Here is a 15779-nt window from a genome sequence, read left to right on the forward strand (position 1 = left end):
TGCGAAGGAAAGACACATGAGAGACGGCTTCAGGTACGAGGGCACTCTCGCCGTCGTTGGCGGCGGCCGCATGGGCGAGGCGATCGTGCGCGGGTTGCTCGGCTCGGGAGCCGTTGATGCAGCCAGGGTGACGATTTGCGAGCCCACGTCAAGGCGCCGAGAAGAACTCACTGCGGCTTATGGAGTTCGTTGTGTCGCGCATGGCGCCGACGGGCTCCCGGCCGACATCGTGATCCTTGCGGTCAAGCCGCAGGTCATTGATGCGGTGGTCGCGGAGCTCTCTGAAGCTCTTTCGAAATCTCTTGTTGTCTCGATTGCGGCGGGGGTCACCTGCGCCTCGCTTGAGTCAGTGCTGCAACCAGGTGCGGCGGTCGTTCGAGTCATGCCGAATACCCCCGCCATGGTTGGCGAGGCGATGTCGGTCGTCAGTGGAGGTGGTTCGGCCACTGCTGCGCAGGTCGATCTCGTGCGTGCGTTGTTCGCACTTGTCGGCGAAGCAATCGTTCTTGATGAGCGCTATCAGGATATCGCCACGGCGATTTCGGGTTCGGGACCGGCGTACTTCGCGCTCGTGGTCGATGCGCTGGCGCGCGCGGGCGTTCGTTGGGGTTTGCAGCGCGAGACCGCGCAGGCTCTGGCCGTACAGACCATGCTCGGAACGGCCAAGTGGATCAGCGAAAGCGGAACGCACCCCGCGGCCCTGATCGATGCCGTTTCGAGCCCCGGTGGCACCACGGCGGCTGCAGTGGATGCACTTGAGGCATACGGCGTTCGCTCGGCGTTCGCCGACGCGGTTGCCGCAGCGGTCGAGCGCGCCAAGGAGTTGGGTGCGTGAGCGCGATTCTGGTGAGCGTGGTCAGAGGGTTCGGCCAGTTTTACGGACTCTTGATAGTGATATATGTTCTGATGTCTTGGTTTCCGATGCGCGGCGTGCTGTATGACGTGTATCGTGTGATCGGGACATTGGTCGAGCCGTATCTGGGATTGTTTCGCAGAATCATCCCGCTGATCGGCGCAGTCGACATCTCGCCGATAGTCGCATACTTTGTGTTGCAGCTGATCGTCGACGGTGTACTCATGCTTCTGCAGGGCGGTTTGTAGCATAGCGGGAATGGCTCGGGGGATTGCCCGTCTTTTGGAGAGGAAACGAAACCCATGAAACTCACTCCGCTCGATATCCATCACAAGGAGTTCCGGCACTCGTTGCGCGGGTACAGCGAGGAAGAGGTGGATAAGTTCCTCGATGAAGTAGCCGATGACTTCGAGCGGTTGTTCAAAGAGAACATCGAGCTGAATGAGCGTCTGGAGGCGGCGTCAGAGAGACTGCGCAGCTACCAGTTGATGGAGTCAACAATCAACCATACCCTCGTGACGGCGCAACGTTCGTCGGAAGAGGTCATCGCCAAAGCCCATCTGGAGGCCGATGCGCTTCGACGTGACGCCGAGAGCAAAGCGCAGGAGATCGTGCATGATGCGCTCAGGCAGCGACAGGACACAATCAATGCCCTCGCTCGACTCAGGCAGGCCGAAGCCGATTTCAGGAGCGACTATAGGAGTCTCCTCGACAGGGAGATCAAGGGACTCGATAAGGCAAAACCAAGAGACGACGTAAGTCTTCTCTTGGAGCAGGCCGATGCGGGCGAGGCCGCACGTGGGGTGACGGGTGACACTCGGTCCTACGCTCCGGTGAGTCCCGCTGCGACGGTTGTTGAGCATGAGGAACCGATTGCCGTTGCGTCACGTGAGACAGCCGCGGAGGAGACACCCGCTGTTGAGCCTGCCGAAACGGTCTCCACGCCTGCGGTTGTCAAGGTTCCGGCCCAGGCGAAAACCGCCCGCGTTTCTCACACAGAGAGCGTAGTTCTCGGCGAGGCGGAGGAACCGGATCTGCTCTTCGGCCAGATCGAGCTTGATGATCCGGATGAATTCGAGATCCCGGGACTTGCCTCATTGGGTGAGCGCGAGGATGACATAGATATCGAGGAGATCGACTAGCTCTTGAGTGTACTTGCGGTTCATGTGACGCCGAAGTCAGGGCGCAACGAAGTTGTCGGCTGGCGCGGGCACGAGCTTTCGGTTCGCGTGTGTGCTCCGCCGGAGGCCGGAAAGGCGAACGCAGCCGTCTGCAAAGTGATCGCGGAAGCTCTGGGTGTGCCGAACAGCGATGTCCGAGTACGCCGCGGCGAGGGGTCTCGGCACAAACAGCTTGAGGTGTCTGTGAACGAGTCCGAGATCCGTGCCGCGTTCGGCGAACCGGATGAGTCTTTGTTCTAGGGATCTCGTCAGCGCGTCGAGGTGGCGCGTCGGTGCACCAGCATTGTTTGACCTGCCGGGACAGCGTGAGCCATAATCCAACGCACAGGCGCAGTGTTTTTGCGCGTGCAACAGGCGATGACGGGGAAGAGTAGGCACCAAGAGCGCCCTTTCAGCGAGCGGGGACAGTGAAAGCCCGCGGGTGGCATGGAGTTCGAAGATCACCCCAGCAGCTTTGAACCGAACGCCTTTTGGATCGTCGGATTAGGCAAGTAGGCTTCGACGGGGGCTCCCGTTACAGGGCAACCGAGTGGCGCGCGGGTCTTTGGAAGACTCCACGCAAGCTGGGTGGTATCGCGGAGCGAGAACGAACACGCGCTTCGTCCCGGCGGTCATGGGACGAGCGCGTTTTTTGTTTGCCCGCGCAATGAGGGCCGAAAAGAGAGGGTGCGTCGTGGCACAGGATTTCAAACAGACGATGAATCTGCCGCAGACAGGGTTTCCGATGCGGGCAAGTCTTTCAACGCGCGAACCCGAATGGCTCGCGTTCTGGGATCGGATCGACGTGTATAGGGAATCGCTCAAGAAGAGCGAGGGCAAAGCACCCTTTGTTCTGCATGACGGCCCGCCATACGCGAATGGTCACATTCATATGGGCACCGCGTACAACAAAGTGCTCAAGGACCTCATCGTGAAGTACAAGTCCATGCGTGGGTTCTATGCCCCCTACGTCCCAGGGTGGGACTGTCATGGCCAGCCAATCGAGCATCAGGTCGAGAAGAACCTCGGCCCCCAGAAGATGAAAGAGACATCTCAGTCGGAACTTCGACTGATGTGCCGCGAGTACGCTCTTAAGTTTGTTGACGTGCAGCGTGAAGAGTTCAAGCGCTTGGGAGTCCGCGGCGACTGGGACGAGCCCTATCTGACGCTTCATCACAGCTATGAGGCGGGCGACGTCAAGGTCTTCGCGAAGATGTATGAAGCCGGAATGATCTACAAGGGCCGCAAGCCCATCCACTGGTGCAAGCGCTGCCACACGGCTTTGGCTGAAGCCGAGATCGAGTACTCGGACGAGCAGAGCGACAGTATCTACGTGAAGTTCAGGCTCATCGACGACGCGTCCGCACTCGCCCTTGCCGAGACCCCTGCGAGTGTTCTCATCTGGACGACTACCCCGTGGACGCTGCCGGCGAACGTTGCCGTGACCCTTGCCGACGACGCCGACTACGTGGGTGTGCTGGTCGAAGGGGAAGTGCTGATCATGGCCGAGGCCCTCGTGCCTGCCGTCGCCGAGGTCGCCGGGTGGGAGGACCGCGCACTGGTCACCGGTTCTGATGGCGAGCCCGTGCGGGTCAAAGGGCGCGACCTCGCGGGGCTGCGCTACTCCCTTCCTGTGCACGAGAGTGCGAGTGGGGTCATCATCACCGGCGAGCATGTGGAACTCACCGCCGGAACCGGCGCCGTTCACACCGCGCCGGGCCATGGCGAGGACGACTATCTGGTGGGTATGAAGTTCGGTCTGCCGATGCCCATGCCGGTCGACGACAACGGTGTGTTCGACGAAGGTGGCGGCCCGTTTGCTGGCATGTCCGTGGATGCTGCCAATCCCGTGATCATCGAGTGGCTCAGAGAGCGCGGCAAGCTTGTGGCGGCGGGCAGGATCAGTCACAGCTACCCGCACTGCTGGCGCTGCAAGAAGCCGGTGATCTTCCGCGCAACCGACCAATGGTTCGTATCGATGGATGCGACACACCTGCGCGAGGCGGCACTGCGCGAGATCAACCAGGTCGAGTGGATTCCGGGGTGGGCGATCAACCGCCTGTCTTCGATGATCGCCGACCGTCCTGACTGGTGCATCAGCCGCCAGCGGGCTTGGGGAGTGCCAATCCCGGTGTTCGAGTGTGCGCAATGCGGCGAGACTGTCGCCACGCCTGAGACGTTCTCGGCGGTCGAGGGACTATTTACGACCGAAGGTGCCGATGCGTGGTTCACAAAGGCGCCCGCCGAGTATCTGCCGTCAGGGACGGCATGCGCTCGTTGCGGCGGCACGGATCTGAAACGCGAGACCGATATCCTCGATGTGTGGTTCGAGTCCGGCGTCTCTCACACGAGCGTTCTTGAGACGCGGCCGTCACTTCGCCGACCGGCGACGATGTATCTCGAGGGCTCTGACCAGCACAGGGGCTGGTTCCAGAGCTCGCTTCTGACAAGCGTCGGAGCATACGACAAGGCACCGTTTGAGAAGGTTCTGACGCACGGGTTCATTGTCGACGGCGACGGACGCAAGATGTCCAAGTCCATTGGCAACACGATCTCTCCGCTCGACATCATCGCGAAGTCGGGCGCCGACATCGTCCGCCTGTGGGTTGCCTCGGCGGACTATGGCCAGGACGTATCGGTGTCGGATGAGATCCTCGATCGGACAAGCGAAGCCTATCGACGCATCCGCAACACATTCCGATTCCTGCTCTCCAACCTCTATGACTTTGACGCCACGGCGGACCTTGTCGGCTGGCATGAGATGCCCGAGATCGATCGGTTCGCTCTCGCGCAACTGAGTGACCTGACGGAGCGGGTGACTGCGGCCTACGACGAGTGGCGTTTCCATGCGGTCTATCGCGCGCTGTATGACTACGTGACGGAGCTGTCATCGGTCTATCTCGACGTGCTGAAGGACCGGCTCTATGCCGACGCCCCCGCGAGCCCATCTCGTCGCAGTGCCCAGACGGTGCTCGCGAGGATTCTGGGTGTTATGGTGCGGCTGCTTGCACCGGTGCTGTCGTTCACGTGCGAGGAAGTCTGGAGCTACCTGCCGGAGGGTATGCGGGACGCCGAGAGCGTTCAGCTCACCGAGTGGCCAGTCGTCGAAGTTCCCGCTGATGAGGCGGATGCTTTGCGCAAGGCCTACGAGGTCGTTCTCTCAGTGCGCGAACTTGCCACGAAGGCGATGGAAACCGCCAGAAACGATCGCGTTATCGGCAAGAGCCAAGAAGCGAGGATTGTGATCGAGGCTCCCGGACATGTGCTCAAGGTGCTCGAAGGCCGCGGGATTCGGTCGCTTGCAGAGATCATGATCGTCGCAGACGTGGTCTTGAAGCGTGGCGATGAGCTGAACGTGAGCGTGGCGCCGGCTGAAGGCGAAAAATGCCCGCGGTGTTGGAATCTAAGGGACTTGGGTGTAGAGGGCGATCATCCGGGCGTATGCGAACGTTGTGCAGAGGTACTGCGGGAGATTGGCTGATCAAGCGTGCAAATCCCGTTTGTCTAGGGTGGTACAATCAAACCGGTCAACTGACGCGCCCGGCACAACTGCGCCGGGCGCGTGCTTACGAGAAGGAGGCGGCCATGAGCGACACGATCGATACTGAGATGCGTATCCGTCTGGAAGATGAGCTGTCTCGCCTCACTGCCGCTGTGGCGGAGATTGACGCTTCCGAGAGGGAGTCTCTGTCCGAAGCAAGCGGGGAGAACTCCTACCGCGACCACATGGCCGATCAAGGAAGCGCGACTTTCGAGCGCGAGCTTGATCTGTCTCTTGAGCAGAACGAACGCGATGAACTTGCCGAGGTCCGGGTTGCCCTCGATCGCCTGAATGCGGGAACCTATCGGACATGCTCTCGTTGTGGCGCCGAGATACCCGTTGCACGGCTTAGAGCCGTGCCCACTGCGAAATTGTGTGTTCAATGCAAAGAAATCGAAGAATCCCGTTAGGACTCGGCCATCCGGGCCGGGTCTTCATAGTCACAGCACTCTCCATCCTCGCCGTTGATCAAGCGGCAAAGGCCGTTGTGCGCGCCACGTTGTCTTCAGGAAAATCGATCGTCATTATTCCCGACGTATTCGATCTGACCTACGTGCGCAACGTGGGAGCCGCCTTCGGGATGTTCCCAGGGCAGCAGCCCTTGTTCATGCTTATGTCCGTGGTGTTCCTCATCGCCATCGGGGTGTACTGGTATCGCGCGCGTCCCAGCGAGTGGCCGATCGTCGTCGCCCTGGCGTTGGTTGCAAGCGGAGCGGCGGGAAACCTGATAGATCGCGCCTTCATTGGTCAGGTAACGGACTTCTTCTACTTCAAACTCATCGACTTCCCGGTCTTCAACGTCGCCGATATGGCCCTAGTCGTGGGAGTAGGGTTGCTCATGATTTGGATTCTGTTCGGCCCGCAGCCTGAGAATGCGGATGGCGGTTCGTGACGCCCTCGGAATACTACGAGCACCTTGTCACACCCGATGAAACCGGGATGCGGCTCGATACTCTGCTTGGCGGGTTTGACTTCATCACTTCACGCTCGGCGGCCGGAAGGCTGATCGAGGACGGACTGGTGCTTGTGGGCGGCACCGCGGTTGCGAAGCACCACTCAGTTCGCGCGGGCGAGCGCATCGAGATCGAAGTGCCGCCGTATGACCGTGGCAATCTCATCGCCGAGGACATCCCTCTCGATATCCGCTACGAAGACGCGCACATGATCGTGCTTCTGAAGCCAGCCGGGCTGGTCGTCCATCCCGCGGAGGGGCATTGGACCGGAACGCTCGTTCACGCACTCTTGGCACACTCCGACGATCTGGGCAGCATTCAGGGCGAGGATCGCCCGGGGATTGTGCATCGGCTCGACAAGGACACCTCGGGACTCATGCTCGTGGCGAAGTCCGATGAGGCACAAGTCCTTCTCCAAGAGGCCATCAAGATCCGGGCGGTCGATCGCCGTTATCTGACGCTCGTACACGGGCGGATCGCGCCAGACACGGGGCTTGTTGATGCTCCGCTGGGTCGCGATCCCAGGGAGCGCATGAAGATGGCAGTCTCCAGTGCTGCCAATGCGAAGCAGTCAGTCACGACCTTCAAGGTGCTCGAGCGATTCGACGCGGGTTTTGCGGATGACGGTTTCACCCTGCTGGAGTGCAAACTCTACACGGGGCGGACACACCAGATCCGTGTGCACATGGCCTACATTAAGCATCCGTGCGTAGGGGATCAGGTCTACGGTCAGAGGCGCCTGAGGGCCGACCTGGGGCTTGAGAGGCAGTTCCTGCACGCCTACAGGCTGGCTCTGCCGCATCCGATAACCGGCGAGGAGCTCGAGTTCTTTGACCCGTTACCCGAAGACCTTGCCAGCCGCCTCAAGTCAATAGAATCCTATTCCGCCGGTAGGACACCGGCAGGTGAAGAAGTGCTTCAGCTGCTTGCCAAAGGCCCTGACTCTGACGATGCAACCTGGTGATCAAGCGCCGCGGTCTTGTCGGCAGGGAGGTGTTGCGCTACTCTGATCCCGACCTTTAACCCGGTCCCGTGAGGCCGGCAAGGGGACGCAGACTCATAATGCGGATGCTTGCTAGCTGTATCCACTTGATGACGTGCCTCTTCGCCGCCGGCGGAGAGGTGTTTTCGTATTCGAGGGGGTGCACCGGTGGAGTACCGCACGAAGGCGATCGTGATGGATTCCGAAGCGATATCCAGAGCCACGACCCGCATCGCGCATGAGATCCTCGAGGCCAACAAGGGTGCTGCGCACGTGGCGTTCGTCGGCATAGTCACCCGCGGCGCGCTTCTCGCCGAGCGACTTGCGGCGAAGGTTCGAGAGATCGAAGGCGCCGAGGTACCCGTCGGCACGCTCGATATCAGCTTCTACCGGGACGATCTCGCGATGAGACTTTCTCCTGAGGTCCACCGCACGGATATCCCGTTCGATGTCGAGGGACGCACCATCGTGCTTGTGGACGACGTGCTCTTCACGGGCCGCACGATCCGCTCGGCGATGGATGCGATCATGGACTACGGTCGGCCGGATGCGATGCAGCTAGCGGTTCTTGTGGACCGTGGTCACAGGGAACTTCCGATTCGGGCGGACTATGTGGGCAAGAACGTTCCCTCATCGCGCAAGGAGCGTGTGAAGGTGCGTCTCTGCGAGATCGATGGCCATGATGCCGTCGAGATCCTTGAGGCTGTCGAAGATGGAGAGGTGTAGCGGTGCTTTCTTCACGCCACATCATCGACATTGAAGACCTGTCGGTCGATGACATCTACCTCATCCTGGACACCGCACGGTCGTTCAAGGAAGTCAGCGAGAGGCGCATCAAGAAGTTGCCGACGTTGCGCGGCCTGACCATCGTGAACCTATTCCTCGAGCCGAGTACGCGCACCCGGACTTCCTTTGAAATCGCAGCCAAGCGCCTCTCAGCCGACGGCATCAACTTCGCGGCATCGTCTTCCGCCACCGTGAAAGGCGAGTCCCTGGCTGACACCGCTGAGACGCTCTCGGCCATGGCGTGCGACCTGGTGATCGTGCGCCACAAGTACGCCGGTGCACCGCGCATTCTTGCGGAGCACATGGACACCCGTGTAATCAATGGCGGAGACGGCATGCACCAGCATCCGACGCAGGCGCTGCTCGACCTGTTCACGATGCGCGAGCACTTTGGGCATCTTGAGGGGTTGACCGTCGGCATCGTCGGCGACATCGCGCACTCTCGGGTTGCCGGCTCGCTGGTTCCCGCGCTCAAGATGGTGGGTGCGCGGCCGATCGTCGTGGGCCCGCCGACACTGATGCCGTCTCGGCCAGACGTGCTCGGTGCCGAGGTTGTCACGCAGCTCGACGACGTTCTCGGCGAGCTTGATGTGGCCTACATGCTGCGCGTCCAGATGGAGCGCACCGAGGGGATGCCGTTCCCGAGCGTGCGCGAGTATGCGCGGCTGTGGGGCATGAACTCGGCGAGGCTCTCGGCGATGAAGCCGGAGGCGATCGTGATGCACCCGGGTCCGATGAATCGCGGCGTGGAAATCTCCGCGGCCGTGGCCGATAGCCCGCGCGCGCTGGTGCTCGATCAGGTCAACGCCGGTGTGGCTGTCCGTATGGCTGCGATGTACCTGCTCTTGGGAGGGGATGCAAGTGGCGCTTCTGCTTAAGGGCGGGCGTGTGGTCGACCCGGCCGTGGGACTCGATGCCGTGTGTGACATCGTGATTCGCGACGGCCTCATTGTCGAGATAGGCAGCGACCTCACGATCCCGAAGGGGATCACGGTCGACTGCGCAGGCAAAGTCGTCGTTCCGGGACTCGTGGACGCGCATACGCATCTGCGCGAACCCGGACGCGAGGACGAGGAGACGATTCTGAGCGGCACCCGGGCCGCGGCGCACGGTGGATTTGTGGCGGTGTGCGCGATGCCCAACACGTCGCCGGTATGCGATGAAGGTGCTGCGGTGCGCGCCTTGAAGCAGCGTCCTGCCGATCATAGGTTCGCGCGAGTCTATCCGATCGGAGCGCTGACTGTCGGCAGCAAAGGTGAGTCGATCGCCGAGATCGGCGACATGCTCGCCGAGGGTGCGGTCGCGTTCTCCGATGACGGGCGTGGTGTGCAGAACAGTGGGATGATGCGGCGCATCATGGACTACGCGAAGGCCTTCGGCACGACGGTGATCAGCCACTGCGAGGATGAGGCGCTGGCCGGTCGCGGCGTCGTCAACGAAGGTGTCGTGTCGACGCGGCTCGGTCTTCCCGGCTGGCCAGCAGCCGCCGAGGAGACTCAGGTCGCGCGCGACATTCGGCTGTGCGAGCTCACCGGCTGCCGCCTTCACCTCGCACACCTCTCGACCGCAGGCAGTGTCGAGCTGGTGCGGCAGGCCAAGATGCGCGGCGTGGCGGTGACCTGCGAAGTGACTCCGCACCATCTCTTCCTCGATGAGGACGCGATCTCGGCGAACTATGACACAAACCTGAAGATGAACCCGCCGCTGCGCACGGCCGCCGATCGTGAGGCGCTCGTCGCCGGGCTGCTTGACGGCACCGTTGACTGTATCGCGACCGATCATGCTCCGCATGCTGCGCATGAGAAGGCGCTCGAGTTCGAGTTGGCGCCATTTGGGACCACCGGGCTTGAGACCGCGCTGCCGCTGGTGATCACGAACTTGGTGGCGCCGGGGTTCTTAAGCTGGAGCGACGTCGTGCGGTTGATGGCTCACGGGCCTCGCAAAGCGCTTGGGTTGCCGGAGGCCACGCTTGCGCCGGGAGAGGTCGCCGATATTACGATCATCGACCCTGAGGCAAGCGTCGAGGTGACTCCCGAGTTCTTCGAGAGCAAGTCGGGCAACTCGGCGTTTCTGGGTGCGAAACTGACAGGCAAGGCGACTGGAGTGCTCATTCAGGGATACTTCTCGCTTGAGGACGGAAAGGTGGTCTGACAAGTGACCGATCGCAAGAAAGCGATTCTGGCGCTTGAGGACGGAACGGTCTTCGAAGGCCTTGCGTGCGGCGCACAGGGTGAGGCGGCCGGCGAGGTGTGCTTCAACACGTCAATGGCCGGCTATCAGGAAGTCCTGAGCGATCCGTCCTATGCGGGACAGATCGTCACCATGACGATGCCGCACATCGGCAACTACGGCGTAAACGGCGCCGACATGGAGTCGCGTGGTGTGTTCGCGAAGGGGTTCGTCGTTCGCGACATGTGTGCCGAACCGTCGAGCTGGAGAAGCGAACAGGCCCTGCCGGCGTTCCTCGAGGAGCGCGGCGTTGTTGCCATTGAGGGCATCGACACGCGGCGCCTTACGAAACATCTGCGCGAGCGTGGCGCAATGCGCGCTGTGATCTCGACGCTCGACCTTGATGCCGATTCGCTGGTCGCCAAGGCGAAGGCTTCGCCGGGGCTGGTCGGCCGCGATCTGGTGGCCGAAGTCGCTCTGGGCGAAACGTATCACTGGGGCGACGAGATGCCTGGCGGCTGCGAAGTGCCCATCGATACCGGCGTGCTGCCCGTTGTGCCGCGCTATTCGATCGTGGCGTTTGATTCCGGCATCAAGTACAACATCTTGCGCCGTCTCGCCGAGGCCGGCTGCGACATCACGGTGGTTCCGCCGACGACGACCGCGGCGGATGTGCTCGCCATGCGGCCGGACGGCCTGTTCTTCTCGAACGGCCCGGGCGATCCGGCGGCGGTTGACTACCTGTACGCGACGCTGCGCGAACTGCTCGGTCGTGTGCCGGTGTTTGGGATCTGCCTCGGGCATCAGATGCTCTCACTCGCGGTGGGCGCCGAGACATTCAAGCTCAAGTACGGGCACCGTGGAGGCAACCAGCCGGTCAAGAACCTGCTGACCGGCCAGGTGGAGATCACCGCCCAGAACCACGGCTTCTGCGTGGATTTCGCAAGCATCGGCCCACTCGTGGCCGAGGAGAGCGGCGGCCTTGCGCTCGACCCAGCCGATCTGGCCGCGTGGGTTGCGGCCGGCGTGGCGCCGGTCGTGCGCTCGGCGCAGTTCGGTCGCGTGCAGCTGACGCACGTGAACCTGAATGACATGACCGTCGAGGGCATCAGGCTGCTCGACCTGCCGGCGTTTTCGGTCCAGTACCACCCCGAGTCCGCCCCGGGCCCGCACGACGCTCGCTATCTGTTCGACACGTTCACGCGCCTCATGGATGAGAACGGTTTGTCGTCTGAAACCACCACCGGAATTCGCTAAGGAGCCAGATTGCCCCGCCGAGAAGACATCAAGAAGATCCTCGTGATCGGCTCAGGGCCGATCGTGATTGGGCAGGCATGTGAGTTCGACTACTCGGGCGCCCAGGCATGCAAGGTGCTCAAAGAGGACGGCTACGAAGTCATTCTAGTAAACAGCAACCCCGCCACGATCATGACGGACCCCGGTCTGGCCGACAGAACCTACGTCGAGCCGATCACCCCCGAGTTCGTCGAGAAAGTAATCGCGCGGGAGCGCCCCGACGCGCTCCTCCCCACACTTGGCGGGCAGACGGGCCTCAACTGCGCGGTCGCGCTGGCCGAGGCCGGCACGCTCGACAAGTACGGCGTCGAACTTATCGGCGCCAAGCTCGACGTCATCAAGAAGGGAGAGGACCGCAAGCTCTTCGCCGAGGCGATGGGGCGCATCGGTCTCGATGTAGCGCGCGGAGGATACGCGTACTCGGTGCTCGACGCCGAGGTACTCGCTGCTGATCTGGGCTTCCCATGCGTCGTCCGACCGTCGTTCACGATGGGCGGTGCCGGTGGCGGCATCGCATATAACATCGACGAACTGCGGGAGATTTCCAGCCACGGCATTCAGCTCTCACCGGTGGGCGAGGTGCTCATCGAGGAGAGCGTCATCGGCTGGAAGGAGTTCGAGATGGAGGTCATGCGCGACGTCAACGACAACGCCGTGATCGTGTGCTCCATCGAAAACGTCGATCCGATGGGCGTACACACGGGCGACTCGATCACCGTCGCTCCTGCCCAGACGCTCACCGACCGCGAGTATCAGGCGATGCGCGACGCCTCCATCGCCATCCTGCGCGAGATCGGCGTCGAGACGGGCGGCTCCAACGTCCAGTTCGCCATCAACCCCGACGACGGCCGCATGGTCGTCATCGAGATGAACCCGCGCGTGTCGCGCTCCTCGGCGCTGGCGTCCAAGGCTACCGGCTTCCCGATCGCCAAGATCGCCGCGAAACTTGCTGTGGGCTACACGCTCGACGAGATCGACAACGACATCACCAAGGTGACGCCGGCGTGCTTTGAGCCGAGCATCGACTACACGGTCGTCAAGGTGCCGAGATGGGCGTTCGAGAAGTTCCGCGGCACCGACGAGACGCTCACGACCCGCATGAAGTCGGTGGGTGAGGCGATGGCGATCGGGCGCACGTTCGAGGAGGCGCTCTCGAAGGCATTCCGCTCGCTCGAGAATGGGCGCGGCGGCCTAGGCGCCGACGGCAAGGACGTCTTCGACGAGGCCAAGTTCGAGACGCGGCTGTCGGTCCCCAACGAGCTGCGGCTCTTCTACGTCGCCGAGGCATTCCGCCGCGGCCGCAGCGTCGACGACATCTTCGAACTCACCAAGATCGATCGCTGGTTCCTGCGCCGGATCGAGAACCTCATCGCCGCCGAGAACCCACTGCGCGGCCGCGCCCTCGCGTCGCTGACTGCCGAGGAGTTGCTGGCAGCCAAGCGCATCGGGCTCTCCGACATCCAAGTCGCACACCTCACTGGTTCGACCGAGGCTGAGGTCCGCTCGGCGCGCAAGGCCCTCGGCATCGAGCCGACGTTCAAGTCGGTCGACACCTGCGCGGCCGAGTTCGCCGCCTCCACGCCGTACTACTACAAGACGTACGAGGACGAAGACGAAGTCGCGCCAACTGACAAGCCCAAGGCGATGATCCTCGGCGCCGGGCCCAACCGCATCGGCCAGGGTATCGAGTTCGACTACTGCTGCGTGCATGCCGCCTACGCCCTGCATGACATGGGCTACGAGACCATCATGGTCAACTGCAACCCCGAGACGGTTTCGACCGACTACGACACCTCGGACCGGCTCTACTTCGAGCCGCTCACGTTTGAAGATGTCATGGACATCGTCGATGCCGAGAACCCCGCCGGCGTCGTGGTGACCTTCGGCGGCCAGACGCCGCTCAAACTCGCCCGTGCGCTCGAGGAGGCTGGCGTGCCGATCATGGGCACCAGCCCTGAGGCCATCGACCTTGCCGAGGACCGCAGGCGTTTCAGCGCCATCCTCGACGAACTCGGCATCATGTACCCGGCTGCCGGAACCGCGAACTCCTTCGCCGAGGCGCTGCGGGTCGCCGAGCGGATCGGGTTCCCGCTGCTCGTTCGTCCGAGCTACGTGCTTGGCGGGCGCGGCATGGTCATCGCCTACAACGGGCAGTACCTCGAGAAGTACATGGCCGAGGCGGTCTCGATCTCACCCGAGCATCCAGTGTTGCTGGACCGCTTCCTTGAGGGTGCGGTCGAGGTCGATGTTGACGCAGTGTGCGACGGCGACACCGTGTACGTCGGCGGCGTCATGGAGCACATCGAGGAAGCCGGGATCCACTCGGGTGATTCGGCGTGTTCGATCCCGCCGTACTCGCTTTCCGAGGACGTCGTCGGCCGTATTCGCGAGCATTCGCGCGCGCTTGCGATGCGTCTCGGCGTGCGCGGCCTCATGAACGTGCAGTTCGCGGTCAAAGACGAGCAGGTCTACGTGCTTGAGGTCAATCCGCGTGCCAGCCGCACGGTGCCGTTCGTCTCCAAGGCGACCGGCGTGCCGCTTGCCAAGGTTGCCGCCCGCGTAATGGCCGGTGAGAAGCTCGCCGAGATGAACCTCCCTGCCGAGGACCGCGAACCCAAGCGGTTCTGCGTCAAGGAAGCCGTCATGCCGTTCGGGCGCTTCCCGGGCGCCGACTCTGTCCTCGGGCCGGAGATGAAATCGACCGGCGAAGTCATGGGTGTGGCTGCTGACTTTCCGGCAGCCTACGCAAAGTCGCAGCTCGCGATCGACTATTCGCTGCCCACTTCGGGCACGGCATTCATCTCGGTGTGCGACCGGGACAAGCGCCAGATCACTGGGCTCGCGAAGCACCTGACGACTCTCGGGTTCTCGATCATGTCCACGCGAGGCACCGCCAAGACGTTTCGCTCGGCGGGTATTCCGGTGCGCGAGGTTCTCAAGAAGCACGAGGGCCGACCCAACATCATCGATCACATCGCCAATGGCGAAGTCCAGCTCGTGATCAACACGCCGTTTGGACAGGAAACGCGCTCGGACGGCTATCACCTTCGCTCCGCCGCCATCCGCCACGGCATCACCAACATCACGACACTCTCGGCAGCCTCGGCGATCGTTCAGGCAATCGAGGCGGTCAAGGAGGGCAGGCTCGACGTCTACGCCCTCCAGGACTTCGAGTTGGCGGATGCGGCCGATCGCGCGTCGGAAGCCTCGGGACTCTCATGATGGCGGACGACACAAGACCGACACTCGAGCGTGTCACCGTGCTCGCGAACGAGCGTGTCGCCGAGGGCGTCGGCCTGATGGTGCTTCACGCGCCGCGGTGTGCCGCCGCAGTGCAGCCGGGCGAGTTTGTTCACTTGCGTGTGGCCACGGGTTCCGACGCAATCCTGCGACGGCCGTTCTCGGTCTACCATGCACACGGTGAGCGCATCGAGTTGCTCTATCAGGTCCTCGGCAAGGGCACACTCCTCATGGCCGAGAAAATCGCAGGCGATGAGATGGACCTTGTGGGTCCGCTCGGCCACGGCTGGCACGTTCCCGAAGGCGTTACACACGCACTCCTCGTCGCCGGCGGTTTGGGCGCAGCGCCCTTGGCGATGCTCGCTGAGAAGATGGCGCAACGCGGCATTGCGGTGACGGTAGCGCTGGGAACGCCAACGGCCGAGAGGCTCTTTGGCCGAGAGGATTTCGAGCGCATCGCGCGGCAGGTCGTCGTGGCTACCGACGATGGCTCGGCAGGGGAGCACGGGTTCGTGACAGTGGCAGCCGAGCGCCTGCTTTCCGAGCAGAGATTCGACTTGGTTTGCACGTGCGGTCCCGAAGCTATGGAGCGCGCGATCGCGCGTTTGGCATCGGCACACAGGGTACGGTGCCAGGTGTCGCTGGAACGGCTCATGGCATGCGGCATTGGCGCGTGTTTGTCCTGTATCGTATCAACCCGTGATGGCCTCAAACGCGCATGCGTTGACGGACCGGTATTCGATGCCGAGGAGGTGGTCTGGGATGCGTCGCAAACACCGCCGAAGCACTAGGCCATCAA

14 protein-coding genes are annotated in these 15779 nt (G+C 62.5%); all 14 read left to right on the forward strand.

The genetic code is table 11. The features are described 5' to 3' along the window. Positions 1-16 precede the first annotated feature (16 nt). The 14 genes from proC (at position 17) to HGA39_00180 (ending at position 15771) form a co-directional block, all read left to right on the forward strand. Positions 17-835: a pyrroline-5-carboxylate reductase gene (gene proC / locus HGA39_00115; protein NTW27761.1), complete on the forward strand. Its 819-nt coding sequence runs from the start codon at positions 17-19 to the stop codon at positions 833-835. A 71-nt stretch (positions 836-906) separates the two neighbouring features. Next, the gene (locus HGA39_00120) at positions 907-1101 is read left to right on the forward strand and encodes a YggT family protein (GenBank protein NTW27762.1); all 195 of its coding nucleotides are present in this window, start codon (positions 907-909) and stop codon (positions 1099-1101) included. 54 nt (positions 1102-1155) lie between these two features. Further along, complete coding sequence (locus tag HGA39_00125; GenBank protein NTW27763.1) at positions 1156-1995, forward strand: DivIVA domain-containing protein; 840 nt, start codon at positions 1156-1158, stop codon at positions 1993-1995. Positions 1996-1998: 3 nt separating this feature from the next. After that, positions 1999-2274 carry a DUF167 domain-containing protein gene (locus HGA39_00130; GenBank protein ID NTW27764.1) on the forward strand — a complete coding sequence of 92 codons (276 nt, stop codon included), beginning with the start codon at positions 1999-2001 and terminating at the stop codon, positions 2272-2274. A gap of 433 nt (positions 2275-2707) precedes the next feature. Further along, entirely contained in the window at positions 2708-5494 is a 2787-nt protein-coding gene (gene ileS, locus HGA39_00135) for an isoleucine--tRNA ligase (protein NTW27765.1), read from the forward strand. A gap of 104 nt (positions 5495-5598) precedes the next feature. Then, positions 5599-5964: a TraR/DksA family transcriptional regulator gene (locus HGA39_00140; GenBank protein NTW27766.1), complete on the forward strand. Its 366-nt coding sequence runs from the start codon at positions 5599-5601 to the stop codon at positions 5962-5964. Then, the gene (lspA, locus tag HGA39_00145; protein ID NTW27767.1) at positions 5937-6446 is read left to right on the forward strand and encodes a signal peptidase II; all 510 of its coding nucleotides are present in this window, start codon (positions 5937-5939) and stop codon (positions 6444-6446) included. The genes HGA39_00140 and lspA overlap by 28 nt, the downstream gene beginning before the upstream one ends. A 47-nt stretch (positions 6447-6493) precedes the next feature. Next, positions 6494-7471, forward strand: a complete 978-nt coding sequence (locus HGA39_00150) for an RluA family pseudouridine synthase (GenBank protein NTW27768.1) — start codon at positions 6494-6496, stop codon at positions 7469-7471. 186 nt (positions 7472-7657) lie between these two features. Continuing rightward, positions 7658-8215 carry a bifunctional pyr operon transcriptional regulator/uracil phosphoribosyltransferase PyrR gene (pyrR, locus tag HGA39_00155; protein NTW27769.1) on the forward strand — a complete coding sequence of 186 codons (558 nt, stop codon included), beginning with the start codon at positions 7658-7660 and terminating at the stop codon, positions 8213-8215. A 2-nt stretch (positions 8216-8217) separates the two neighbouring features. Further along, positions 8218-9153: an aspartate carbamoyltransferase catalytic subunit gene (locus HGA39_00160; GenBank protein NTW27770.1), complete on the forward strand. Its 936-nt coding sequence runs from the start codon at positions 8218-8220 to the stop codon at positions 9151-9153. Continuing rightward, a complete protein-coding gene (locus tag HGA39_00165) occupies positions 9137-10426 on the forward strand; it encodes a dihydroorotase (GenBank protein ID NTW27771.1) in 1290 nt (429 codons plus the stop codon). The genes HGA39_00160 and HGA39_00165 overlap by 17 nt, the downstream gene beginning before the upstream one ends. Positions 10427-10450: 24 nt before the next feature. After that, a complete protein-coding gene (carA, locus tag HGA39_00170) occupies positions 10451-11701 on the forward strand; it encodes a glutamine-hydrolyzing carbamoyl-phosphate synthase small subunit (GenBank protein NTW27772.1) in 1251 nt (416 codons plus the stop codon). A gap of 9 nt (positions 11702-11710) precedes the next feature. Continuing rightward, entirely contained in the window at positions 11711-14962 is a 3252-nt protein-coding gene (carB, locus tag HGA39_00175; protein ID NTW27773.1) for a carbamoyl-phosphate synthase large subunit, read from the forward strand. Beyond that, positions 14959-15771, forward strand: a complete 813-nt coding sequence (locus HGA39_00180) for a dihydroorotate dehydrogenase electron transfer subunit (protein ID NTW27774.1) — start codon at positions 14959-14961, stop codon at positions 15769-15771. Before carB ends, HGA39_00180 begins: the two co-directional genes overlap by 4 nt. Positions 15772-15779 lie beyond the last annotated feature (8 nt).

This window comes from Coriobacteriia bacterium, from assembly GCA_013336165.1.
Lineage (GTDB): Bacteria > Actinomycetota > Coriobacteriia > Anaerosomatales > JAAXUF01 > JAAXUF01.